21 protein-coding genes, 3 pseudogenes and 1 riboswitch are annotated in these 23,421 nt (G+C 37.4%); of the genes and pseudogenes, 3 read left to right on the top strand and 21 right to left on the bottom strand.

What is annotated here, in order from left to right; translation table 11 throughout:
• Positions 1–221 precede the first annotated feature (221 nt).
• From accC to aroQ, 12 genes are all read right to left on the bottom strand, one after another.
• A complete protein-coding gene (accC, locus tag C7Y47_RS01720; RefSeq protein WP_142507179.1) occupies positions 222–1,580 on the bottom strand; it encodes an acetyl-CoA carboxylase biotin carboxylase subunit in 1,359 nt (452 codons plus the stop codon).
• Positions 1,581–1,593: 13 nt separating this feature from the next.
• Complete coding sequence (gene accB / locus C7Y47_RS01725) at positions 1,594–2,094, bottom strand: acetyl-CoA carboxylase biotin carboxyl carrier protein (RefSeq protein WP_142507180.1); 501 nt, start codon at positions 2,092–2,094, stop codon at positions 1,594–1,596.
• Between the two features lie 202 nt (positions 2,095–2,296).
• Positions 2,297–2,854, bottom strand: a complete 558-nt coding sequence (locus C7Y47_RS01730; RefSeq protein WP_142507181.1) for a SpoIIIAH-like family protein — start codon at positions 2,852–2,854, stop codon at positions 2,297–2,299.
• Positions 2,855–3,274 (bottom strand): hypothetical protein, encoded by a 420-nt coding sequence (locus C7Y47_RS01735; RefSeq protein ID WP_142507182.1) that lies wholly within the window; start codon positions 3,272–3,274, stop codon positions 2,855–2,857.
• 62 nt (positions 3,275–3,336) lie between these two features.
• Complete coding sequence (locus tag C7Y47_RS24800) at positions 3,337–3,480, bottom strand: hypothetical protein (RefSeq protein WP_166672062.1); 144 nt, start codon at positions 3,478–3,480, stop codon at positions 3,337–3,339.
• A gap of 1 nt (position 3,481) precedes the next feature.
• A complete protein-coding gene (locus C7Y47_RS01740; RefSeq protein ID WP_142507183.1) occupies positions 3,482–4,393 on the bottom strand; it encodes a stage III sporulation protein AE in 912 nt (303 codons plus the stop codon).
• Positions 4,394–4,405: 12 nt separating this feature from the next.
• Positions 4,406–4,783, bottom strand: coding sequence for a hypothetical protein (locus tag C7Y47_RS01745; RefSeq protein ID WP_142507184.1), 378 nt, complete (start codon positions 4,781–4,783; stop codon positions 4,406–4,408).
• 5 nt (positions 4,784–4,788) lie between these two features.
• Positions 4,789–4,998: a hypothetical protein gene (locus C7Y47_RS01750; protein ID WP_012295089.1), complete on the bottom strand. Its 210-nt coding sequence runs from the start codon at positions 4,996–4,998 to the stop codon at positions 4,789–4,791.
• 134 nt (positions 4,999–5,132) lie between these two features.
• Positions 5,133–6,140 carry an NAD(P)H-dependent flavin oxidoreductase gene (locus tag C7Y47_RS01755; RefSeq protein ID WP_142507185.1) on the bottom strand — a complete coding sequence of 336 codons (1,008 nt, stop codon included), beginning with the start codon at positions 6,138–6,140 and terminating at the stop codon, positions 5,133–5,135.
• A 610-nt stretch (positions 6,141–6,750) separates the two neighbouring features.
• Positions 6,751–7,308, bottom strand: coding sequence for an elongation factor P (gene efp, locus C7Y47_RS01760; protein ID WP_142507186.1), 558 nt, complete (start codon positions 7,306–7,308; stop codon positions 6,751–6,753).
• A gap of 17 nt (positions 7,309–7,325) precedes the next feature.
• Positions 7,326–8,387: a M24 family metallopeptidase gene (locus tag C7Y47_RS01765; RefSeq protein WP_132356678.1), complete on the bottom strand. Its 1,062-nt coding sequence runs from the start codon at positions 8,385–8,387 to the stop codon at positions 7,326–7,328.
• 2 nt (positions 8,388–8,389) lie between these two features.
• Positions 8,390–8,824 carry a type II 3-dehydroquinate dehydratase gene (gene aroQ, locus C7Y47_RS01770; RefSeq protein WP_142507187.1) on the bottom strand — a complete coding sequence of 145 codons (435 nt, stop codon included), beginning with the start codon at positions 8,822–8,824 and terminating at the stop codon, positions 8,390–8,392.
• A gap of 656 nt (positions 8,825–9,480) precedes the next feature.
• Here aroQ and C7Y47_RS01780 point away from each other — a divergent pair.
• The gene (locus C7Y47_RS01780) at positions 9,481–10,413 is read left to right on the top strand and encodes a DUF1385 domain-containing protein (RefSeq protein ID WP_132356681.1); all 933 of its coding nucleotides are present in this window, start codon (positions 9,481–9,483) and stop codon (positions 10,411–10,413) included.
• Between the two features lie 170 nt (positions 10,414–10,583).
• Here C7Y47_RS01780 and C7Y47_RS01785 read toward each other — a convergent pair whose 3' ends face one another.
• The 7 genes and pseudogenes from C7Y47_RS01785 to C7Y47_RS01820 form a co-directional block, all read right to left on the bottom strand.
• Positions 10,584–11,492 carry an NAD(P)H-dependent flavin oxidoreductase gene (locus tag C7Y47_RS01785; protein WP_142507189.1) on the bottom strand — a complete coding sequence of 303 codons (909 nt, stop codon included), beginning with the start codon at positions 11,490–11,492 and terminating at the stop codon, positions 10,584–10,586.
• Between the two features lie 188 nt (positions 11,493–11,680).
• A complete protein-coding gene (locus C7Y47_RS01790; RefSeq protein ID WP_142507190.1) occupies positions 11,681–12,034 on the bottom strand; it encodes a hypothetical protein in 354 nt (117 codons plus the stop codon).
• Between the two features lie 289 nt (positions 12,035–12,323).
• Positions 12,324–12,788, bottom strand: a complete 465-nt coding sequence (locus tag C7Y47_RS01795) for a hypothetical protein (protein WP_142507191.1) — start codon at positions 12,786–12,788, stop codon at positions 12,324–12,326.
• A 726-nt stretch (positions 12,789–13,514) separates the two neighbouring features.
• A pseudogene (locus tag C7Y47_RS01805) lies at positions 13,515–15,296 on the bottom strand (vitamin B12-dependent ribonucleotide reductase); the annotation flags it as partial.
• A gap of 76 nt (positions 15,297–15,372) precedes the next feature.
• Positions 15,373–16,224, bottom strand: coding sequence for a helix-turn-helix domain-containing protein (locus tag C7Y47_RS01810; RefSeq protein ID WP_142507193.1), 852 nt, complete (start codon positions 16,222–16,224; stop codon positions 15,373–15,375).
• A 208-nt stretch (positions 16,225–16,432) separates the two neighbouring features.
• Positions 16,433–17,221: pseudogene (locus tag C7Y47_RS01815) on the bottom strand (ribonucleotide reductase N-terminal alpha domain-containing protein); the annotation flags it as partial.
• Positions 17,222–17,422: 201 nt separating this feature from the next.
• A complete protein-coding gene (locus C7Y47_RS01820; protein ID WP_185903368.1) occupies positions 17,423–18,253 on the bottom strand; it encodes a lipoate--protein ligase family protein in 831 nt (276 codons plus the stop codon).
• A gap of 549 nt (positions 18,254–18,802) precedes the next feature.
• On the opposite strand from C7Y47_RS01820, the gene C7Y47_RS01825 reads away from it, so the two are divergent.
• Together C7Y47_RS01825 and C7Y47_RS01830 are read left to right on the top strand one after the other, a co-directional pair.
• Positions 18,803–19,192, top strand: coding sequence for a rhodanese-like domain-containing protein (locus C7Y47_RS01825; protein WP_142507296.1), 390 nt, complete (start codon positions 18,803–18,805; stop codon positions 19,190–19,192).
• Between the two features lie 594 nt (positions 19,193–19,786).
• A riboswitch (glycine riboswitch) is annotated at positions 19,787–19,863 on the top strand.
• Between the two features lie 164 nt (positions 19,864–20,027).
• Positions 20,028–21,365: an amino acid permease gene (locus tag C7Y47_RS01830; RefSeq protein WP_142507195.1), complete on the top strand. Its 1,338-nt coding sequence runs from the start codon at positions 20,028–20,030 to the stop codon at positions 21,363–21,365.
• Positions 21,366–21,441: 76 nt separating this feature from the next.
• Here the strand turns inward: C7Y47_RS01830 and C7Y47_RS01835 are convergent, their stop codons facing one another.
• Complete coding sequence (locus C7Y47_RS01835; protein WP_142507196.1) at positions 21,442–22,410, bottom strand: glutaminase; 969 nt, start codon at positions 22,408–22,410, stop codon at positions 21,442–21,444.
• A gap of 276 nt (positions 22,411–22,686) precedes the next feature.
• A pseudogene (locus C7Y47_RS26230) lies at positions 22,687–23,077 on the bottom strand (amidohydrolase); the annotation flags it as partial.
• Positions 23,078–23,421 lie beyond the last annotated feature (344 nt).

The raw sequence follows: 23,421 nt of genomic DNA on the forward strand, positions 1-23,421 counted from the left end.
TTATTAGCGGTTTATTATTTTCATTTTTAGGATCATTTTTCATTCAATAGATATTTTCTATATCGAAAATACCGGTACGATGACTATTTTTACGCATAAAAAAGACCCCCTAACGATTCAGTTTCGTTAAAGGGTCTAAAAATCGGATATTCCGTTTTGTTTTATTCCTAATTGTATTTAGCTGACAAATATCGCACAACTATTGCGCAAGTTGATACACCTTACTTGCTTGTCCCCAAAACATCATTCTCTTCTAGGAACTTCGTATTGAATTGCGCTGATTTGAACACGTCATTGTTCATCAATGCTTCGTGGAATGGAATTGTTGTATTGATCCCAGGACCAGATACTTCAAATTCGCTAAGCGCACGATTCATTTTCGCAATCGCTTCTTCACGTGTATTGGCATGAACAATTAGTTTTGCAACCATAGAGTCATAGTATGGAGGGATTGTATAGCCAGCATATACAGCAGAGTCAATACGTACACCGTAGCCACCTGGAGTTACGTAAGTATCTACAGTACCAGCTGATGGCATGAAGTTTTTATAAGCATTTTCTGCGTTAATACGGCATTCAATTGCCCAACCATTTAATTGAATATCATCTTGAGTGAAAGGAAGTTTTTCACCAGATGCAATTTTTAATTGTTGTTGTACAAGATCTACACCAGAAATCATTTCAGTTACTGGGTGTTCTACTTGGATACGAGTATTCATTTCCATGAAGTAGAATTTATCTTCTTGATAGTCATAAATAAACTCGATTGTTCCGGCACCTTCATAGTTACAAGCTTGTGCAGCTTTAACGGCAGCGGCACCCATTTCAGCACGACGCTCAGAAGATAGCGCTGGAGATGGAGCTTCCTCTACTAATTTCTGCATACGGCGTTGAACGGTACAGTCACGTTCACCTAAATGTACAACGTTACCATAGCCATCCGCTAATACTTGGATTTCACAGTGACGGAAGTACTCGATGAATTTTTCTAAATAGACGCCTGGATTACCGAATGCTGCAGCAGCCTCTTTTTGCGTAATTTCAATGCCTTTTACAAGTTCTTCTTCTGTACGAGCTACACGGATACCTTTACCGCCACCACCAGCAGTTGCTTTGATGATCACTGGGTAACCAATTTTAGCAGCCCATTCTTTACCTGTTTCGATATTTGGAACAATACCAGTACCCGGAACAAGTGGAACACCTGCTGCTTCCATTGTTGTACGTGCAACGTCTTTAATACCCATAATTTTAATAGAATCAGATGAAGGTCCAATGAACTTAATGCCTGCGTTTTCACAAGCCTCAGCGAAGTCAGCGTTTTCAGATACAAAACCGTAACCTGGGTGGATACCGTCTGCACCCGTTTTTTCTGCTACGCTCAGTAAAGCCGGGAAGCTAAGATATGAATCTTTTGATAGCTTTGGCCCGATACAATATGCTTCGTCTGCTAATTTCACATGTAATGCGTCAGCGTCTGCTTCTGAGTATACGGCAACAGATTGAATGCCTAACTCTTTACAAGCACGAATGATACGCACAGCGATTTCGCCGCGGTTTGCAATTAAAACTTTTTTCATGGTTGTGCACTCCTTACTCAGCTTTTACAAGGAATAATGGTTGACCGTATTCTACTAATTCACCGTCTTTAACAAGTACATCAACGATTTCCCCTTGAACTTCTGCTTCAATTTCGTTGAATAGTTTCATAGCTTCTACGATACATACGATTGTTTCATTACCAACTTTGTCCCCCATTTTAACATAAGCTGGTGAATCTGGATTTGGAGATTGATAAAACGTTCCAACCATCGGTGATACAATTTTATGTAACGATGGGTCGTTATTTGCTTGTGCTGCCGCTGGTGCTTCTTCAGCTTTTGCTGGAGTAGCTGGTGCTACAGGAGCTGCTACAGGCGCAGGCTGTTGTACAACAGGTGCAACTACTTCTTTTTTAGGTGCTACAGTATCAGTAACAACAACAACATTCTTTTTTAATTTAACTTTTGCGCCATCTACTTCGTAAACGAACTCGTCAATCGAAGAAGAATCTACTAATTTAATAATTTCGCGAATTTCTTGAATTTTGAACATTTCTAACTCTCCTTATGAAATAAAATCTACTACAAACACTATTTTATATTTTTTTCGAACAATTTGAAATACTTTAATGCAAATTAAGTAAATATGAACAAAATAAAAGGCTTTCCTTTAATAAACGAAAGCCTTTTCATTATACTGATATATAACAATAGTTTTAAATAAACAGAAAATTCCTATTTATCTTTCTATTTTTTTAATAATTATTCGCGCTGAATTTTACTTGGACGTCATTTGCGCCTTCCATCTCTGTTTTTACCAAGTAAATAATTTCATTTGCTTGAGCTTTTGACAGCTCCTCCGCCATAACAGTTACCTGTACTTTACCACTATCTGCTCGTACAAACGCATCAGAGTAACCTAAAGATTTAATAAGCATTTCTAACATTGCTTCAGAGGATTCTTGTTTAATAAGGTTATCCATGTCATTATACGCCTTACTTTTTTCTTCTGCTGTGTAATCTTTTGAACCGATCTTCTGTTCTAATTGCAAACGAAGCTGGCTTCTTTCATCACTAACTTGCATGCGCATTTCTTCAAATAAATGACTTGGAGAAGATACTTCCTTCGTCTCTCCCTCTTTCGTTGCTTCTTGATCAGTCACACCCGTTACCGCAGTTTGCTGTAATGCGTCATCTGTGAAAATAGTTAGTCCATTAAATTGTTTTGCTGGATCAACCAAATAATACACTGAGATAACCGCTACTAGACTTAATAATGTCATAAACCAAACTGTTCTTCTACGTACGCGCATTTACTTTTCCTCCTTATTTTCCATTGGAACGATAATAATTCGATGAATCGGCAATTGCATTACTTGACTAACAACAGCACGAATTTCATTTTTCACAAAGATATCTGATGCTCCTTCTGAAACAATTAGCATCCCTGTTACTTCTTTCGTACCTTGTTCAGTTCCTCGAAAATATTGACTGAATAGTTTATTGTCATCCTTCTCAGCTGTCATATCTCCGTAATAAAAATAGACTTTAACCTCCCCAACACCTTTCATAGCCTTCAGTGTCTGCTCAAGTTTTGCTTCATTGGTCATCGATGTTACTTGCCCATTCGTTGTACCCGTTTGATACATTGGTAAAATGATGAAAATTCCCACGGAGGCAGCAATAAGCATTAAGACTATAAATGACGTTGTTTTTTTTCGTTTCTTTTCCACATCACTTGTACATTGCCTCCTTTCATCTTCTCTTTTTCAAGTGTATGTACGCTTGTTTCCTCCTATGAATTGATAAATGGAATCTTTAATAGCAATTGCAAAAATACTAACGTAATAACAAGCTTTGTAAGTGAAATTATTTCTTTATCATCTGTTAGAAACACAAATATCTGACAGATAAAGAGCATCGCTAATAAAAGAATCAATCTATCTCCCCCCAGCCATAACTTGCACAAAAACGATGAGGAATAAACAAGAAAACATAAATGAAAAAGCAATTAGAAATGATACAGCACATAAGGTAAATAGAGACTTACTAACATGATCAAGTAGTTTACAAATATCATCAAAAGCAATTGGTTCTAAAATAGCAGCTAACATTTTCAATGAATACGCACTGACAACAAGCTGAACTGTTGGAATGAACGACACAGTAATAACCGCTATAAAAGCAGAAATACTAGTAATAGAAGATGAAAATTGTGTCATATGCTGGAACATCGAAAAACTATCTACTATAAAGGAACCAACAACTGGAATATTTTCCTCTATTAATTTCTTCACAGGCTCTGCAACAGCTGCACTGACACTAAATGCAGCCACCCCACTCGCAGACATTAAAATGATGTAACAAATTACAGATGCCGAGACGATGCTCATAATGGTAAAACGAATCAATTCGGCAATTCTCGTAAACGAAATTTCTTTAACAATGACACTGCAGACATCAAACACAATGGCAAAAAGCACTCCTGGAATAAGCCATTTACTACTAATAATCGTTAAGACTTGTACAAAGAAAAGTAAAAAAGGCTGCCAAGACGCAATCGCTGTAATACTGCTAGATAAAAGAAAACTTGAAGTAAGAATGGGATAAAATGCAGTAAATATATGAGCAAGCCCCTGTGCTATTTCGTCTATTAAATTAAATGAACTCACAACAACTGGTCCAATAGTTGCCAGTACAATAAGAAAGAAAAGTATCCTTGTCCCTTTTTCAAATTCTGGTAAAATCATATTTACGATCAAAATAATAATGACATAGCCACACAAAATAAGCGTCATCTTCAGCAATAGAAAAAATGGATCAGTTAAAAACGAAACTATTTGCTCTAGCAATGTCTTCGCCCCTTAGTTTAGCCGTTGTAAAATGGCCGACACCTCCTGTAAAACAGCCAAAAATTCCTTAAACCAGTACAACAAAATAACAATCTTGACCCCATCATAGACAATCTGCCCGAGTACTTTATAGCTTTGTTCCACAAGTAAAAAAGACACCCATTGCCCTACATAGAAAAGGCTAGCACTTACTACAATTGCTTTTGCATATGGCAAAAAAGCTAATGTCTCAAGCAATTGCTTGATGAATGGCAATAGGAGTGTAGAAAACAACATACCAAACAGCAAAAACGAAAACATTACACTAATCAGCGCATGGAGTGGCTTTATGACTTCTTTTATAAGCAATAATAAAAGCAGCATGACAACAGCAACAATGACAATTTCCATTTACACTACCCGGAAGAGGTTAGCCATTGAAAGAATGTAAGAATTTCATTGAAAAATAGACGTAAAAATCGCAGTAATTCCGCTGTCATATATAAGTAGGCAATGAAAAATAGGAAAAATGAAAATTCTTTTTTTCCTGTTTGATCAAAGAAGACATGAAGAAGCGCAACTACTAGTCCCACTCCAGCGACTCTTAATACGTCTTGTAATTCCATTTCATACGCCCCCTCGTGTACAGCAATATATGTTGCTACCCTCAAAAAAAGACCTCCATACATACGTATAGAGATCTTAGTATTTTTATGAAATTAATGATGCCTCAGCATTTTCATCCGGAATCGGAAAGAAGTTACAGCAGCTTGGCAATAATGCTTTTCACAGTACCGGGTTGTTTCACTAAATAGCTCTTTTCACCCATCCACATCGATAAATATTCGGCTTTGCCCTGTTTTGCACTTTCTTTACGAATAGTAGTAGTTAAATCATTTTGCAATGGATAAGGTGCTACAACAGCATCTTTCATACGTTCGGTAAAAGCATTTGCTAAGCCTCTTGCTGGTTTACCAGAAAAAGCACGAGTAATTGTCGTCTGCTGCGCTTTCGATTCAAGCAAGGCATTTTTATAAAGAGGTGAAATTTCACATTCATCCGCTACTAATAAGGCTGTACCAATTTGAACCGCTTGGGCACCCCTTGCTAGTGCTTTACTTACATCTTCCTTTGTGACAACGCCCCCAGCAGCAATAATCGGTATGGCAATTTGTCCTACTACTTGCTGCAGTAAATCATGCAAATCAATTAATTGCATTGGTTCAGTGAAAGAACCTCGATGACCACCAGCTTCACCACCCTGAAGGACAACAGCTTGCATCCCTGCTTGTTCTACACGCTTTGCTTCCTCTAATGTAGTAGCTGTACCAATAACATAAACATTGTTATCCTTTAAACGATGAATAACTTCTGCTGAAGGAATGCCAAACGTAAAGGAACAAATGGCGACATTTTCATCAAGAACAGCTTGTACTTGATCTGCAAATACTTCCTTGGACACAACACTTTGTACAGGTGAAAGTCCAAGCTCATCATAAAACGGTTGTAAAGCCATTCGAGCTTTTTGAAGTACATCGATATCAATACGCGGCTCTTCCTGTACAAATAAATTAACAGCAAATGGCTTTTTCGTTAGCTTTTTAACTTCCTGAATAAAACTTTTTGTTTGCTTTCCATCTAAATAGCCTGCTCCAATAGAACCTAAAATCCCTTCCTCTGCACAGGCAGCAACAAATTTTGGCGTTGTTACACCGGCCATTGGAGCCTGTATTATTGGATACGTGGTCTCAAAAATTGTTTGTAACATAGCATTCACTCCTTACTATTATTGTAAACAACTTTTCCAAATATGACCACATATCAAATAATAAAAACTCTTTTTATACAAAGAGGTTGCTATTTTTCTGGATCATCACCAAAACGTGTGGTTGATTTCCGTTCCTACTGGGCGCTTTGTTGCTGCCGCTACGTTAACACTACGCTTTCGCACAGAAAACATCCGCTGCGCTGCAGGGTCTCGGGCCAACACGATGTTGGTCACGAAGGCGTTATCACAGGATGTGATGCTTTTAGCCTTCGTTCCTCTATTGCTGATCCCCGAGGAGTCGCCCTATCTCCACTCCAATCAACTATTTCATAGTAAAAGTTTTAACAAAAGTCATCCACAACTTTTGGTGATGAACCATTTTTCTATCCTTTGCCACAAAATTTAACATTATATGTATCCAATATGAGCGGATGGTTTTTGCGCGAAAGCGAAGCGACAGCAGCACGATGGTTTTTGCGCGAAAGTGTAGCGGCAGCAACTCGTTGTGACTGACTTCCTCTATTCCAAAGGATATTTGGGGCACTCGCTGAAAGAAGTTAAAAAAACCTACCCTTTTGTTAAAAAAGAGTAGGCTGAATGCTTTTATTTATTACGCACGAGAAACGTAAGAAGCTTCTTCTGTATTGATGATTAACTTATCACCTTGGTTTACGAAGAATGGCACTTGTACAGTAAGGCCAGTTTCAAGAGTTGCTGGTTTTGTACCACCAGAAGCTGTATCACCTTTGATGCCAGGCTCTGTTTCTGTTACTTCTAGCTCAACAGTGTTTGGTAATTCAACACCTAGCATTTCACTTTGGTATGATTGAATATGAACTTCCATGTTTTCTTTTAGGAATTTCAATTCATATTCAATTGCAGCTGAAGAAAGTTCAGTTTGCTCATATGATTCTAAGTCCATGAAAACATGATCGTCACCTTGTGCATAAAGGTATTGCATTTTACGGTTATCGATTTGTGCTTTTTCAACTTTCTCACCAGCACGGAAAGTTTTTTCATTTACTGAACCGTTACGTAAGTTACGTAATTTAGAGCGTACGAACGCAGCACCTTTACCTGGTTTAACGTGTTGGAAATCTAACACGCGATATAATTGGCCATCTACAATAATTGTTAGACCTGTACGGAAATCGTTTACTGAAATCATTTGTGTTCCTCCATAGTTTATAAAATAATAAGTTCTTTTGACGAATGAGTAAGCAGTTCATTACCTGTCTCTGTGATTAAAATATCGTCCTCGATACGTACACCACCGATTCCCGGTAAATAAACTCCTGGTTCAATCGTTACGGCCATACCTGGCTCTAGCACCGCTTCTGAACGTATTGATAAGCCAGGGCCTTCATGTACTTCAAGACCAATCCCGTGTCCTAATGAATGACCAAATGCCGCGCCATATCCTTTTTCTGTTAAGTAGTTACGCGCAATCGCATCCGCTTGAATCCCTGTGAAGCCAGGGCCAACCTTTTCAAGTGCTAAAAGCTGGGAAGCAAGTACTGCGTTGTACATATCCACTAATTTTTCAGATGGCTCGCCAACTGCAACAGTACGTGTAATATCCGAGATATAGCCATTGTACAATGCTCCATAGTCTAATGTGACAAAGTCGCCTTTTTCAATCACTTTATTCGTTGCAACGCCATGTGGTAAAGCTGAGCGAAGACCAGACGCAACAATTATATCAAACGAGGATTGAGTTGCTCCTTGTTTACGCATGAAAAATTCTAATTCATTCGAAACTTCAAGCTCTGTTTTACCAGGCTTGATGAAGTTTAAGATATGTGTAAATGCGTGATCAGCAATTTCACACGCAACCTTAATAATATTAATCTCTTGTTGCGTCTTAATCAAGCGAATTTTTTCAATTAGCCCAGAAATCGGCACTAAATCAGCTTGAATTTTATTTTTATACAGCTCATATGTGCCATAGCTAACAGTATCTTTCTCAAAGCCCAATAATTTGATACCCATATTTTTTACTTGTGTTGCAATTTCTTCAATGATCGTCGCCTCATGCTTTACAATTCGGAAGTCCTGTACTTGCGCAGCTGCTTGCTCTGTATAACGAAAATCCGTGATAAACACAGCATCATTTTGAGACACAATCGCTACGCCCGCTGTTCCTGTAAAACCAGTCATATAACGACGATTGTACTCGTTTGTAATTAAAATGCCGTCAATATTTTGTTCTTGAAGTGCCTTACGAAGCTTTTGTAATTTCATCATAATCAATTCTCCCTCTCAATAAATGTGCGTAGTGCCAGTTCATAGCCTTTCGTACCTAGTCCACTGATTTGACCAAGGCATGCCGGAGCGAGATAAGAATGATGACGGAAAGCCTCACGTTTATGGATATTTGAAATATGTACTTCTATAACCGGCACAGAAATCCCTGCTATTGCATCATGTAACGCAATGCTTGTATGGGTATATGCACCAGGATTAAAGATTATACCATCATATTTTTCGTCCTCTGCTTCATGTACCCAATCAACAAGTACCCCTTCATGATTAGATTGACGAAACTCGACAGTGGCACCTAAAGACGCCGCAAGATTCTGAATATTGTTTTTCACATCTTCTAATGTTTCGTAACCATAAATATGTGGCTCTCGTTTACCTAGTCGATTTAAATTAGGTCCATTCAAACATAATAACTTCACGCATATTCGCCTCTTTCTATGTACTTGCCATTATTTTATCATACAAGGCGCATACAGCAACTAATTTCCTTTTTGTGCTGTGTGCTCCTTTTGATGAAAATTCGCAGTTTCAAGCAAGAAACGTAATAGACAAATAACAATGACTATGAAAGGGATCGAGAGTTTTTTAAAGGAAGAAGATTGTAAAGGCAAATCCAGAACAATCCATTCTAATGTGATGGACAAAAAAAGACCAAGCAAAAAAGAAGATAGCACAGCTGGGATAATATAGACATATCTCAATGTAATAAATAATAAAAATCCAATCAAAAATAAGACTAGGATGAGAAAGCTCCATTGAAATAGTTTTGAGCTACCTTCAAATATATTCCATTTTTTATAAAAACCTATTGGATTCCATTTAATAAGATGAAAGTATTGAAGTCCCTTTAAACACAATGCTAAAGCGAGTGCGCTGACGAGCGATGTTATACTAGCTACTTTCAAGTAAAATCCTCCTAACTTGTACCACGAGTATATGTTCAAGCGTTAATCATTTCCTAAACTGTACGATTAGTGTAACCATATAAAAATTTTACTATGCGTAACTCTAGAGGTTTTTCACTAAATTTAGTACAATGGTACAGTTGAAATATATAAAGAGAGTGGTGTTAGCCTTGAGCAATTCACCTGTATACGGGGGACAAGCACAGTTAGAAGGTGTAATGTTCGGAGGAAAGGAACATACGATTACCGCTATTCGCCGTAACGATGATTCCATTGATTATTATCATTTTAAAAAAGTTCAAAACCCTATTTTACAAAAGCTTAAAAAAATTCCATTAGTACGGGGCGTTGTCGCACTGATTGAATCAGCTGGTTTAGGCTCTCGCCATATGCAATTTTCAGGAGACCGTTACGACGTTACACCTGGCGAAGAAGCAGAGCATAAAGAGGAAGGCTCGAGACTTCAAATGATTTTAGGAGTTGCAGTTGTAGGTATCCTTTCCTTTTTATTTGGTAAATTTGCCTTTACATTAATTCCTGTATTTATTGCAGATTTTTTCTCTAAATGGATAGAGGGCAAAACCGGTCAAATTTTACTTGAAAGCGGCATTAAGCTATTTTTACTACTTACCTATTTGTATTTTATATCTTTAACTCCGCTAATTAAACGAGTGTTCCAATATCACGGTGCAGAACATAAGGTTATAAATTGCTATGAAGCTGGTATGGACATAACAGTGGAAAATGTGCAAGCACAATCACGCTTACACTATCGTTGCGGTAGTAGTTTTATGCTGTTCACTGTGTTTGTAGGCATGTTTTTATATTTCTTCGTACCAACTGATCCACTTTGGTTACGCATTTTGGACCGTATTCTCTTAATTCCCGTTGTTCTTGGTATATCATTTGAAGTACTTCAAGCGACAAATGCATGCCGTAATATTCCTGTGTTACGCTTCCTTGGCTATCCAGGCTTATGGCTACAATTACTGACAACACGTGAGCCTAAGGATGAACAAGTAGAAGTAGCTATCGCTTCCTTCAATATGCTGCTTCAAGTTGAGCAGCAACCAGAAATCGCCGCTACTTTGAATCATGATTAATCAATCAATTATGCCTCGGCATAATTCCGTGACATCCGCCGGAGGCTTTAGGCCAGCTAATATTGGTCACTTAGCCACAGAGTTCCACTATTTAGGTGGATGAATGAACACCCACTTAAAGTTAAAGGGGCAAGTCCATATTTAGTTGGACTTGCCCCTTTTTATAGTTTTTATAATGACTGTACAGCAATTATTTGCTGCTTTGCTTTCTCGTACTCTACTTCCAAAGTTTTAAGTATTTCAGGAACGGACTCGCGTTTGACAATGTTTGTGATGCCATGTCCGGCAGACCAAATATCTCGCCATGCCTTGACATTTACTAGATGTGTTAAATCAATGTCCTCTCTCGGCTTCAATGTTGCAGGATCAATGCCTTCCTTTAATAAGGATGGAATTAACACATTTACATGGACACCGCTAAAGGCGTCGGTATATAAAATATCAGAGGTATCACTGTCAATCACCATATTTTTGTACTCCTCAGGCGCATTTCCTTCATCACAAGCTAAAAAACGAGTACCCATATAGGCAAAGTCTGCTCCCATTATTTGAGCGGCTAATACGTCTGCACCGCTAGAGATGGAGCCTGATAAAATGATCGTTCCCCTAAAGAATTTCTTAACCGCAGATACAAAGCCAAATGGGTTCAGTTGCCCGCCATGCCCACCAGCACCTGCACAAACAAGAATTAGTCCGTCTACACCTGTTGCCGCAGATTTTTCGGCATGTTTAACGTTCGCAACATCTGCATAGACCTTTCCTCCATAGCCGTGAACAATGTCTATAACTCTCTTAGGATTACCTAATGAAGTAATGACAATTGGTGGCTGGAATTGTTCAATTAACTGGAAATCTTCCTCAAAACGCGGATTCGCTACAGGGTGACATATAAAGTTGACTGCCCATTGCTCAGTAGGTAGCGCCTTTTTTATTTCTTCTAGCCACTCAGCACATGCTGAAGCGGGTCTTGCATTTAATAATGGAAATGAACCGATAGCCCCTGCTCTACTAGCTTCAATAACCATCTTAGGATTAGAAACTAAAAACATCGGAGCTACTATAATTGGTAAACTAGACATACACTCTCCCCCTTATACTTAAATATTTCGAGAGAGTTCCTGAAAATCCTACTAAAAAATTCAAATTTTTTGTTTGCCCCCTCATCTTAGGGCATCCCCCTCATTAAAAAATATGGTTTTAGTTTGGTCGCTTATTTTAGAACCCTTGATATTTTAAGGGATTAAAATTATGAAATTAACTCAATTAATTATTTTGACCATATTGTTCTTTTGTTATCATCTTTTATTAAAACTACTTCTGAAAAATCCCCATAATCTCTCTTCTCTAGTGAAATGTGGAATTTATCAAGAGAATTACCAAAATTTATCAACTTAGACTTAATATTAATATAGATTACACCATCTTTTTGCCATATTTTCTCACCAGAATAAGAGGAACCACTTTCAGCAATACTTCCTTTAATTAAAATTTTCTCATCTCCTATATTAACCTCACTTATTGCAATACTTTCAGGTGATACCGTTGTCGTAAAAAAAATCATAGCTATACCTCCTACAGCTAAAATAATTATTATTAAGGTAATAATTAAGCCCTTTTTCATACAATCCCCACCTCGATTTCCCTAAATTTATAATTGTTATTATAGTTTAATAGAGACTTAATTCCACTGAGTACTTTGTGAGGGTGATCCTGTTCCATTTGCATAATAGACTTTATACGTATGTGTAAAACCTAGTCCACTCACATATCCTGTTTTACTCTTGATACTATCTCTCAAAGTTGTAGGAGTTTTTATTGTTGAGCCTGCACTTAGTTTAGTAGAAGAAACTGAATTCCATACATCTACAGCAAAGCTAGAGCAGTTGTTTAATGTTGACCAAGAATCTCCATTAGTTATTTTTGAATTTATTGTATCTAATTACAGCCTGTGTTAAATCCATACTCAAAGATACTCGATTTGAATAAGCTCCTTGAGAAACAAATTTTGATTCTAATCCGTACCATAAACCAGTATGTTCAGATTTATTTCCCCATGTCCCTACAGATATTAATTTATATTGCGCTATACCACTAAGCTTGCCGACACTGATTGAAGTTGATTTATAATTTGATACTGTTATCCATGCATGTCCAGAGGTACTTGGAATCGAACTCCCATTATCTGCATCCGAACTAGCATAAATAGTTAAACCAGCAACTCCATTAGTTTCAGCAAAAGGAACTATATCAGTAGTTTCACCTAATGTCGGGTCTAACTCTGCTGTTACGTCATTTGATGCAAAAGCCTGCAAAGGAGAAAATGCTACTAAAACTAGTGAAAGTAACAATAGTGTACTGAATAAGATTTTTTTCAAGATAATTCCTCCTAAATTTAATTTTTTGATAATACTATTACTTTTACTGCTACTCTCCTTTTGTTAAGATAGCGATATATCGCATATTATAACAGAATTTTTAGATTATTCCGTTAATTTTATGCAAGATGCGCCAATTGAACCAATTGGGGCATCTCCCGGTAACAACAAAGGAGTAATATATCGTTGGACGCCTCAGACTTCTGCCAATTCAGATAGTAAAGCCTCGATTCCACTATTAAAGAAAGTAGAACAATTCCGGGGGCATTTCACGACCGCTATATTCGATGTAGGGTATGATTATAAGCAAGCTTTACTGAAAGAAGCTGGACACTTGTATAGGCCAACATTATAAAAAAGAAGAAATATACTATCTCACTTTTGAAGAACTTCGAGAAATCGTGCACACAAAGATTATCAGATCATCAGCAAGCGAAAGGACGAGGACAAATTATTTGAAAGACTTACTCCCCTACGCTTTATCACGCGTGAAATCATTATAGGTGAATACAAACGAGAACATATTGAAATATTGTAATAACTAAATACGTCAAGTAAGAACTTCTGTCTTAATGAACGGCAATCCCTTGGCATAATTACGTCCGGAATCGGCTTTGTACTTAGGTCTAAGCCCTCCGGAATACTTCCGTAGCTAATGTTTGTCCAAATGAAGATAAAAAAAGTGCCTATCCGTCTTTTTGACGAGATAGACACTTTTTCATTATTTTATAGGCCACATTTTAACTGTGCAGCACAGTTTGTACATGTATTACAGCCACCGATTTCCTCTACAGTTCCTTTACGGCATACAGGGCAAGTATTTCCTACATCCGAACCGATAACTGTTGTCGATTCTAACGCTTGAATCGTATCTACTAATACAACCGGACGCTTCGTTGGTACTTCTACTAATTCTTCCTCGAATGATAGTTGATCCATATCATTTTCTTCAGCTTTTAGTGTCAGTACTTGTGAATCACGGCTACCATCTACATAGACCGTACCACCTTTAGCGCCACCTTTATATAAGCGCTCGTACACTTTTTCAACTTGCTGTACTGTATAACCTTTTGGTGCGTTTACCGTTTTTGAAATGGATGAATCAATCCATTTTTGGATGATACATTGTACATCAGCATGCGCCTCTGGTTTTAACTCCATCGCCGTCACAAACCATTCAGGAAGTTCGTTCTCACTCACTTCTGGATGACGTTCTAAATATTCATGTACGATCTCTGCTTTTACCTCGATGAATTTACCTAGACGACCTGAGCGGTAATATGTGAACGAGAAGTATGGCTCAAGACCAGTTGCCACGCCAACCATCGTCCCAGTAGAACCAGTTGGAGCTACTGTTAGTAAATGCGAGTTGCGAATACCAGTTGCTAAAATTTGCTCTTTAATATGTGCAGGCATTTTTTGCATGAAGCCTGTTTCAGTAAATGCTTTACGTAAACGTGCTGTCTCTTCCTCTGTTGCGCCTACAAGGAATGGGAAGCTACCACGTTCTTTTGCAAGCTCTGTTGACGCCTCATACGCAGTTTCAGCAATCGTTTTAAAGATTTCATCAACTAGTTCATTACCTGCTTCTGAGCCATATTCTTTTTCACAATAAATGAGTAAGTCCGCTAAGCCCATTACACCTAAGCCAACACGACGCTCTCCAAGAGCTTGTACACGGTTTTCTTCTAGGAAGTATGGTGTAGCATCAATAACATTATCTTGCATACGAACACCAACACGAACTGTTTCACGTAGTGCTTCGTAATCAATTGTTTGATTTTCTTTATTCGCAAACTGTGCTAAGTTCACAGCTGCTAAGTTACACACAGAATATGGTGCAAGTGGTTGTTCCCCACATGGATTTGTCGCTACAACGCTTTGACCATAAGCTTTTGCGTTAGTCATGTCATTAGCGTTGTCGATGAAGAAAATACCTGGCTCTGCAGAGTATGTTGCACAAACGTTGATTAAATTCCATAATTCCTTCGCTTTAATCGTGCGGTAAGTGCGTACTTTATAGCCCAGTTTCTCCCATTCACGCACATCTCCAACTTTATGCCATTCACTGTTGTAAATAGCCATCTCTTCTTTTGTATATTCTTCAACAGCTGGGAAACGAAGCTCGAATTCAGCGTCATTTTCAACTGCTTGCATAAATTCTTTTGTTAATGTTACAGAAATATTTGCACCAGTTAAAAACTCTGGATTGTGAACCGTATAAGTACCACCATCACGCAGTTTGTTTTCCGCTTCACGAATAATAGCCGTATCAAAACCACCTAAGCCTTCGATACCTTTATAGTTAACAATACCTTGATACATCGCTTCCTCTTGGAATGAAAGAGGCTTAAAGTTTAATTTTTCTTTTGCTAGACGAATAATTGTTTTATCCGTTGTATTTTCGATTAGGTATCGTAGAATACGTGGATTTTGCATTTTTGAAATAATAAATTCCACGATATCAGGATGCCAATCTGCCAGCATAATCATTTGTGCCCCACGCTTTTTGTTACAAAAAAATATTTTAAAATACTTTTCCGATGTGGTCATTTCTGCCACATTCTTATGCTTTCACATAAGATCAGACTATATCATCAAAGAAAGATTTGATTTTTTCATATTTTCTATTGAGTTGTAAGGAACCATGACCGTATAACTTTCGAACAATCTTTAACACATCAGCTTTTCGATAAATGAATAAGTCAACGCATCCTTGTTTTGGGTAAACTTTATGGATGGTTAAAGCTAGTTGTTGATTATGCAAAAATTGGAGTAATGATAAAAGCATTTGACAATTACCTGTAAATCCTATTCTCCCACGCTTGGAAAAATGGCCATCTGCATCAAAAAACCCTCTTAAATAAGCCCATTGCAAATCCTCATTTTTAAAATCAATCCAACTTTCAAAACCTGTTTTTCGAGGTGTAATACCCAACCTCATTAAATCATTGCACATTTCTGTTGAATTAATTGTTAAAGAGTATTTGTTTTGTTCATTTGGTGCATTGCGTTGACGGAATTTAATTGCTTCTTGCATAGATAATTCTTTTGCTATATCTTCAAGTAGTTGCCGGTCCTGTTCAGCAAGTGATAAAATAATACGCTTCGATTTACCACGATCATTTATAGTACCATCACCTGTAATATAACCTACTAAATAAGCCTTATTTGCAGTATCAATATTTTTAAAATAGTGTTCATCATAATGATACTTTTTATTTTTCAGCTTTCCTGCTTGACCAGGCTTTCTTGCTTTAAAAAAATCTAGCTCCTTATTCCACCTAAAGATTGTTCCTCTTCCAATGTTAAGTGTTTTTGCAATATCAACTTGGCTCATACCATTTTCATGCAACTCAATAATTCTTTTAATCAATCGTTCTTTGTCTCGCGCCTCGTAAGGACGTCTCCGTACATTACGATTTACTTCTTCCATGCTTCCACCTCCGATGTGGTTCAAAGTTTAGGAAGGTTCAATAGTCGTTGAACGTTCAACTACGTTTCCATAGATGCTTCGCTGCTGATTGCCCAATCTTTTCTTTTTTCAAGCATTCACGCCTAACTTCACAGTTTACGTTGTAGCAAGAAAAGCTCTCAGGGTGTTCCAGCAATTCACGAGATTTTAATCCCGCCGTTTTCGGTTAACGGGAACCACCTTGTTCGACAAGATGAGTCAGCTTCGCAATATCATCTAACCATGAAACGGAACCGGATGATTTACCATTTACACCACGTGCTAAAGTGTTACGTGGACGCAATGTCGAACCATTCGTCCCTACACCACCACCGCGGCTCATAATTTCCATTACTTGCTTACGATGATCACTGATTCCTTCACGTGAATCTGCTACAAATGGCATTACGTAACAGTTGAAGAACGTTACATCTGTTTCAGATCCTGCTCCATAAATAACTCGTCCAGCTGGAATGAACTTTAATGATACTAACTGCTCATAAAACTTCTCAAACCATTCTTGGCGTTTCTCTGGTGTTTTTTCAGCAGCAGCAAGTCCTGTTGCATTTCGTTTTGCGATTTGTTCATAAAATATTTCAAGAGGCTTTTCTAGCACGTCAATTGAACGTGTAATCACACCCGTCTCTTGCTCTTTCGGATCATCTAAAGCACTACGGTAATCTTCCTCAATCAAAATTTCTGCTGTTTTCGTAGACATATCAAGCTTTTGAATTGTCCCTAAACCACGTGCAGGGAATTTCGGATCTGACTTCACTGTTAATACGACAAAATCACCGGCTTTTAACGTTTTCTTCTCCGTATCCTTAAACGAGTAGCGATCGATCATTACAAGTCTTGATACACCTTTATGCGTAATGTGCATATCAGGTGTTACAGGATGAACCTGTGGAAATTGTTCAATGTCTTTGTTTAACTGTTTAAATTTGTTTACTTCGGGTTGATGATTTGTGAGTACCATCGTTTTGCCTCCCTTATTTTCTACCTTACAAAATAAATACACAATATCATGTGTCGCTAAACACTACATATTGTGTATATTTCTTTAATTAAGATACTATATATAGTTTTTCAATTCAACTCTTGCAATTTCGAATAGAACCCGAACTGCTTGTTATTACAAGGATTGAACGATAAAAAAATATTTTTCTTATACCATTTTTTATTTTTTGAAGTTCCAATCATCACATGCATATTTTTTTTCTTCTAGTGCATGTACATATTCTAATTGCTCCTCAGAAAGTGTAAATGGTTTTAAATCAATTTGCAACGATTTTGCAAAACCATCTCTAAATGCTGTCACACATTGTTCTATCGTCACTGGTTCTTTAACAAGGTTATTGATAGCAACAGCCTTCTCTGGCATCTTTCTACGCATACGGTCCTTCGCCTCTTCACTTGAAAAATTGAAGACAGACAATAATTTTTCTTGATCTAAATCAAGTAAAATAGCTCCATGCTGTAAAATAACACCTTTTTGACGTGTTTGTGCACTACCAGCTACTTTTTTACCTTCCACGACAAGCTCATACCAACTTGGCGCATCAAAGCAAACTGCGCTTTTTGGTTTCTTTAAGTCTGCTCTTTGTTCTTCTGTATCAGGTACACTAAAATAAGCATCCATACCTAGATTATGAAAACCTTGCAATATACCTTCACTTAACACTCTATATGCCTCTGTCACTGTTTCAGGCATATTTGGATAGCTTTCTGATACAATGACGCTATATGTCAATTCATGTTCATGTAAAACAGCTCTACCACCTGTTGGACGACGAACAAAGCCTAGTCCTTGTTCTCGTACCGCTTCTAGATTAATATCTCTGTTTGCCTGCTGAAAATAGCCAATCGAAAGTGTTGCTGGCTCCCACTCATAAAAACGAATGACTGGTGGGATTAAACCTTCACTATGCCAATCAAGTAATGCTTCATCTAACGCCATATTAAAAGAAGGGCTACATTTCCCTGAATTTAGAAAATACCAAGTTGTCATATTTTCATCTCCTACAAATATTATGCGAATGTGTACAAAATAAGGCTCATTGCTATAGCGGGTGGTTAATTTCCGTTACGGCTGGGTGCTTTGTCGCTAACGCTTCGCTTTCGCACAGTTAAAACATTTGTCGCTGACGCTTCGCTTTCGCGCAGATAAAACATTTGTTGCTGACGCTTCGCTTTCGCACACTTAAAACATTTGTTGCTGCCGCTTCGCTTCGCTGCAAGGTCTTATCGCCCAGCCTTCACTCCAATAAACCTATATAGGACATACATTTTAACAAATTTCATCCTACTCTTAATAATGAGCCAAAAATAGTGCTTCTCAAATTTTGACCTTTTCGTTTAATTCAATTCTTTATCTAAGTAATCCCCCACACTAAACCAAGAAAATAGTGGATGATTCTGTGGCCTTTCACTAAAACATTCATATACAAAAGATAGATTAATTCTAGCCACAATGTAATTTATTTTATCAAACTCATTGGACTATCGCTAGCGCATCTTTTATAATAATAAAGAAGATAGAAAGGGGTAAGAAATTTTGTTGAACATACTTATCACAATCGGTGTTATTTTAGTAGTTGTAATTGCTTATATCGGCATTAATGCCCTACGACTAAAAAAAGCCGTAACAAACCTAACACAAGAACAATTTATTGAAGGCTATCGTAAAGCACAGCTTATCGACGTACGTGAACAAAAAGAATTTGATGCTGGTCACATCCTTGGTGCACGCAATGTTCCTTCAACTACTCTACGTCAACGTCACAAAGAAATTCGCCCAGATTTTCCAGTATATTTATACTGTCAAAATACAGGCCGTAGCTCACGTGCTGCTCTATTTCTTAAAAAACGTGGCTACAACCAAATTTACCAACTTCAAGGCGGCTTCCGTACATGGACAGGTAAAGTAAAGTCCAAAAAACAAAATTAAAAAATCAATAAGACATAAATCTACTCATGAAATAAAGTAAATTTATTTGTATTTACCTATATCAATTTTGTTTTAAACAAAATGTAAACCATCTCAGATGACTATGAGATGGTTTCTTTTTGCAAAAAATTCTGAGTTTCTACTATATTATATATATTGTTTAACGTCTGACAAGTTAGTTCTACAGAAAAGGATATAACAACGTGAGGTAATATACTTATTACATTCACATTCCCATCATCAATATGTGGTTGATTTTTTCGTTCCGACTCAGCGCTTTCCTAGGGGCGTCCGATGACCCGCGAAGTCGCTTTAGTCTCCTCTCCAATCAACTTATAAAATGTCATTCATAATTTTCGTAGATGCGCCACTTTATACTACGAATTAAATAGTATCCTTAAATTAACGTATGTCTAAAAATACTATTTTTCGTAAAGTATTTACCTAGATGAACTCCATTCTTCTTTTTTTCTGAAAATGTTTGAAATTTACCCTTGAATAATTAACTAGGCACTGATAGGATTTATAATATCTTAAAATAATGTCATACGGACATACAATATAAGCTATGAATGCTATGGATAACACTATAGCAGGAGCAGTTCTGGAGAGAGCGCATTTTGCGTCGCCGAAGGGTTCACTATCTCAGGCAAAAGGACAGAGGAGTAATATCAACTTTCAACACGAAAGCTATACGATACGAATGTTTTTCTGTATTTACATACAACATCCGTAATCGGTATTTGTTATTCTGTCGTTTACGAGACTAGTGTCATTACTAGTCTCTTTTTTATTTTCCAGTCATAGTTTTTACGTATCTTTGAGGGGGATCAACGTGGAACAACAACAATTAAAACGTGAATTAAAAAATCGCCATGTGCAGCTCATAGCGATCGGTGGAACAATCGGTACTGGTTTATTTTTAGGTTCAGGTAAAGCCATTGCTTTAGCGGGACCTTCCATCATCTTTGGCTATCTCATTGTCGGAACCGCCTTATTTTTTGTTATGCGGGCATTGGGTGAATTATTATTATCGAATGCTGGCTATACATCATTTACCGATTTTGCATCCGAATACATAGGTCCTTGGGCAGGTTACATCACTGGCTGGACATACTGGTTCTGTTGGATCATGACCGCTATGGCAGATATTATTGCAGTCGGCGTTTATACACATTATTGGTTTGATATACCTCAATGGGTGCCTGCAATCGGGTGTTTAGTACTGTTACTAATTTTGAATTTGTTATCTGTAAAACTATTTGGCGAACTAGAATTTTGGTTTGCCCTTATAAAAGTCATCACCATTGTGGCACTGATTGTTATTGGCCTAATCATGTTATTTACAGGCTTTCAAACAAGCTCTGGCACAGTGACAGTTGAAAATCTTTGGACAAATGGCGGGTTATTCCCGAACGGCCTATACGGTTTCCTAATGGCATTCCAAATGGTTGTTTTCGCCTTTGTTGGTGTCGAATTAGTAGGAGTTTCTGCTGCAGAAACGGCCAACCCTAAAAAAAATATTCCTTCTGCCATTAATAAAATTCCATTACGCATTTTATTATTCTACGTAGGAGCGTTATTTGTTATTTTATGCATTAATCCTTGGTATGAAATGTCTGCATCAAGTAGCCCATTTGTACAAGTATTTACACTAGCTGGTATTCCAATTGCTGCAGGTATTATTAATTTTGTCGTCCTTACATCCGCTGCTTCAGCCGGTAATAGTGGTTTATTTTCTACTAGCCGCATGCTTTTTAATCTTGGAAACAACAAGCAAGCTTCGCCAAAGTTTGCAAAGCTCAATAAAAACAGTGTGCCAAGTAACGCACTCGTTGTTTCTGCAATTGTAGTTTCCGCTGGTGCATTACTAAGTAAATTAATGCCTGAAAATGCCTTTAGTATTGTGACAACGATTAGTGCTATTTGCTTTATATGGGTGTGGAGTATTATATTAATCTCTCATATCATTTATAAACGTAAAAATCGCGCACTTCATGAAGCATCGATTTTCAAGGCACCTTTTACTCCGTTCGTGAACTATTTAGTACTTGCCTTCTTTGCATTTTTATTAGTAGTCATGTTCATTTCAGAGGCAACACGTACCGCATTACTATTAACACCAATTTGGTTTATTCTACTAATGATTATTTATAAAATGAAAAGAAAGTAATTTTATTGCAAATTAACAATATAATCAACATCATAAAAAAGATGACTCCATTTATGAAGTCATCTTTTTGAATGGATTAAAAAATATTCATATTCCACTCGGTAGCAATATGCTTTAGTAAATTCACTCCAGCTACACTGTTCCCGATGTCATCAATTGCTGGTCCGTAAATGCCAATACCACAGCCAGTAGGAAAAGGTGAATCTAAGCCCGCGTGACTTGGCACTGCTACTAAAATTGCTCCAGAGACACCACTTTTTGCAGGTAACCCGATAAATGCTGCAAATTTACCAGAAGCATTATACATCCCGCAAGTAACCATCAATGCCTTCGCTAATTTTGCTACTTGTTTAGGAAATAGCTGTGTTTTTAATAAAGGATGATAACCATCATTGGCAATGACTAAACCAATCATCGCCAAATCCGAAACATTTACTTCAATAGCACATTGTTTCAAATAAACCTCTAATGCTTCTTCTACAGGACAGTCTAAAAAGCCAGAATCCATTAAATAATAGGCTAATGAACGGTTTCGATTGGCAGTTTGCCACTCAGATTGATAAACCTCTTCATTAACCTTTAATTCCTTGCCAACGATTTGTTCTAAAAATTGAATGATTTTCGAAACCTTCTCTTGTGGAGAACTACCGTCAAGCATAGAGGATACTGTAATCGCTCCTGCATTAATCATTGGATTAAAAGGTTTTCCAGGCTGATGGCTTTCTAGACGAATAATGGAATTGAAGGTGTCACCTGTAGGTTCAACATCTACTCGTTCTAAAACATAAGGTAATCCCCGTTCCATACACGCCAATATAAATGTAACGACTTTTGAAACACTTTGCAGCGTAAATAGTTCAGTTGTCTCTCCGGCTTTCATTTCCTCATTATTAGTACCGATAATCGAAATCGCTAATTGATTTGGCTCTTTTTCCGCTAAAGCGGGAATATAGCTTGCGCATTGTCCCTCTTTAGCATAAGGACGAAACTGTTTCACCCATTCTGCCGCAAGGTGATTATGATGATTGATATGATCTGTCGGCATTTTGTGATCTCCTTTCAAAAAAACGGCATTTTCACGCCATAACTACTCAATAAATACACTTTACTAAGAAAAAACTTAATAATAGGCAAAAACAGAGTCTCCATAGTTTACCCTACGAAGACTCTATTTGGTATAACTTTTTAAATACTTTTTAAAGTTTTGGATGCTTAGCCTTCCGGAAAAGTCTCCTCACCCAGACTTTCCTTCTTCTTCAATATGTGCTGGATTTCAATTTAATCAACAGCAGTCTATTTCATAAGTTTGCATTTCTCAATTAAGTATTAGTTTTTGCATCACATCATACAGTCTTTTATTCGGGATAAAATATGACGCTACCCCCACAAAGGCGATTTCTAACGATGTTTCAGTCATTGTGCCTTATATTATTGATAAATTTTATACTTGATGTTTTTTAAGCGCTCTGTCACCTTTTCATATGGTTGCACGACATGTTGTACCGTATAATGCACGCTCGCTTTTGGCATGATATGCTCACGTAAATAGTTTACCCTAACATTCATTAACTCAACGGCATCTCATACACCTCTTCCTAGATATGGTGCAGCTGCTGCATGTTTGCAAGAGAGGTGTATTATATCAGATAGAAATCGACATCATCGAAAATACTAGCCTTCGCCATATTAGCTTTACCTGAACCATTTTCCTCTCTCCAATCACTTCTCCACATATACTTTTTAACATAATGTCACCCAACTTATGAATTTCATCGGAACACTTTTATGTTTTATCACCCAACTTTTGAATTTTATCGATTAACTTTCTCGTTTTATCACCTAACTTTTAATTTTTGGTCATATCTTCCACTTCTTGAATCGCTAACATCGCTGATAGAACCGCGAAAAAGCTTGTTAGCAGCGAAACTTTATGTTTTAGCGGCGTTCTTTATGTGGTTGGCGGCGAATTCCAACGCAAGCTGTAAAATTTAGGAAAACTAAAATCAGGGTTGAAAAACTTTGTATAGAATTTTACACAATATTAAGGACTTGAAAC

Origin of the sequence: Lysinibacillus sphaericus, from assembly GCF_006864135.1 — a bacterium.
GTDB lineage: Bacteria > Bacillota > Bacilli > Bacillales_A > Planococcaceae > Lysinibacillus.

What these genes read in the sequence shown, in the direction of transcription:
- accC (WP_142507179.1), bottom strand. Translation starts at nt 1,580, where the DNA reads ATGAAAAAAGTTTTAATTGCAAACCGCGGCGAAATCGCTGTGCGTATC.
- accB (WP_142507180.1), bottom strand. Translation starts at nt 2,094, where the DNA reads ATGTTCAAAATTCAAGAAATTCGCGAAATTATTAAATTAGTAGATTCT.
- C7Y47_RS01730 (WP_142507181.1), bottom strand. Translation starts at nt 2,854, where the DNA reads ATGCGCGTACGTAGAAGAACAGTTTGGTTTATGACATTATTAAGTCTA.
- C7Y47_RS01745 (WP_142507184.1), bottom strand. Translation starts at nt 4,783, where the DNA reads ATGGAAATTGTCATTGTTGCTGTTGTCATGCTGCTTTTATTATTGCTT.
- C7Y47_RS01750 (WP_012295089.1), bottom strand. Translation starts at nt 4,998, where the DNA reads ATGGAATTACAAGACGTATTAAGAGTCGCTGGAGTGGGACTAGTAGTT.
- C7Y47_RS01755 (WP_142507185.1), bottom strand. Translation starts at nt 6,140, where the DNA reads ATGTTACAAACAATTTTTGAGACCACGTATCCAATAATACAGGCTCCA.
- efp (WP_142507186.1), bottom strand. Translation starts at nt 7,308, where the DNA reads ATGATTTCAGTAAACGATTTCCGTACAGGTCTAACAATTATTGTAGAT.
- C7Y47_RS01765 (WP_132356678.1), bottom strand. Translation starts at nt 8,387, where the DNA reads ATGATGAAATTACAAAAGCTTCGTAAGGCACTTCAAGAACAAAATATT.
- C7Y47_RS01785 (WP_142507189.1), bottom strand. Translation starts at nt 11,492, where the DNA reads ATGTCTAGTTTACCAATTATAGTAGCTCCGATGTTTTTAGTTTCTAAT.
- C7Y47_RS01790 (WP_142507190.1), bottom strand. Translation starts at nt 12,034, where the DNA reads ATGAAAAAGGGCTTAATTATTACCTTAATAATAATTATTTTAGCTGTA.
- C7Y47_RS01810 (WP_142507193.1), bottom strand. Translation starts at nt 16,224, where the DNA reads ATGGAAGAAGTAAATCGTAATGTACGGAGACGTCCTTACGAGGCGCGA.
- C7Y47_RS01820 (WP_185903368.1), bottom strand. Translation starts at nt 18,253, where the DNA reads ATGACAACTTGGTATTTTCTAAATTCAGGGAAATGTAGCCCTTCTTTT.
- C7Y47_RS01835 (WP_142507196.1), bottom strand. Translation starts at nt 22,410, where the DNA reads ATGCCGACAGATCATATCAATCATCATAATCACCTTGCGGCAGAATGG.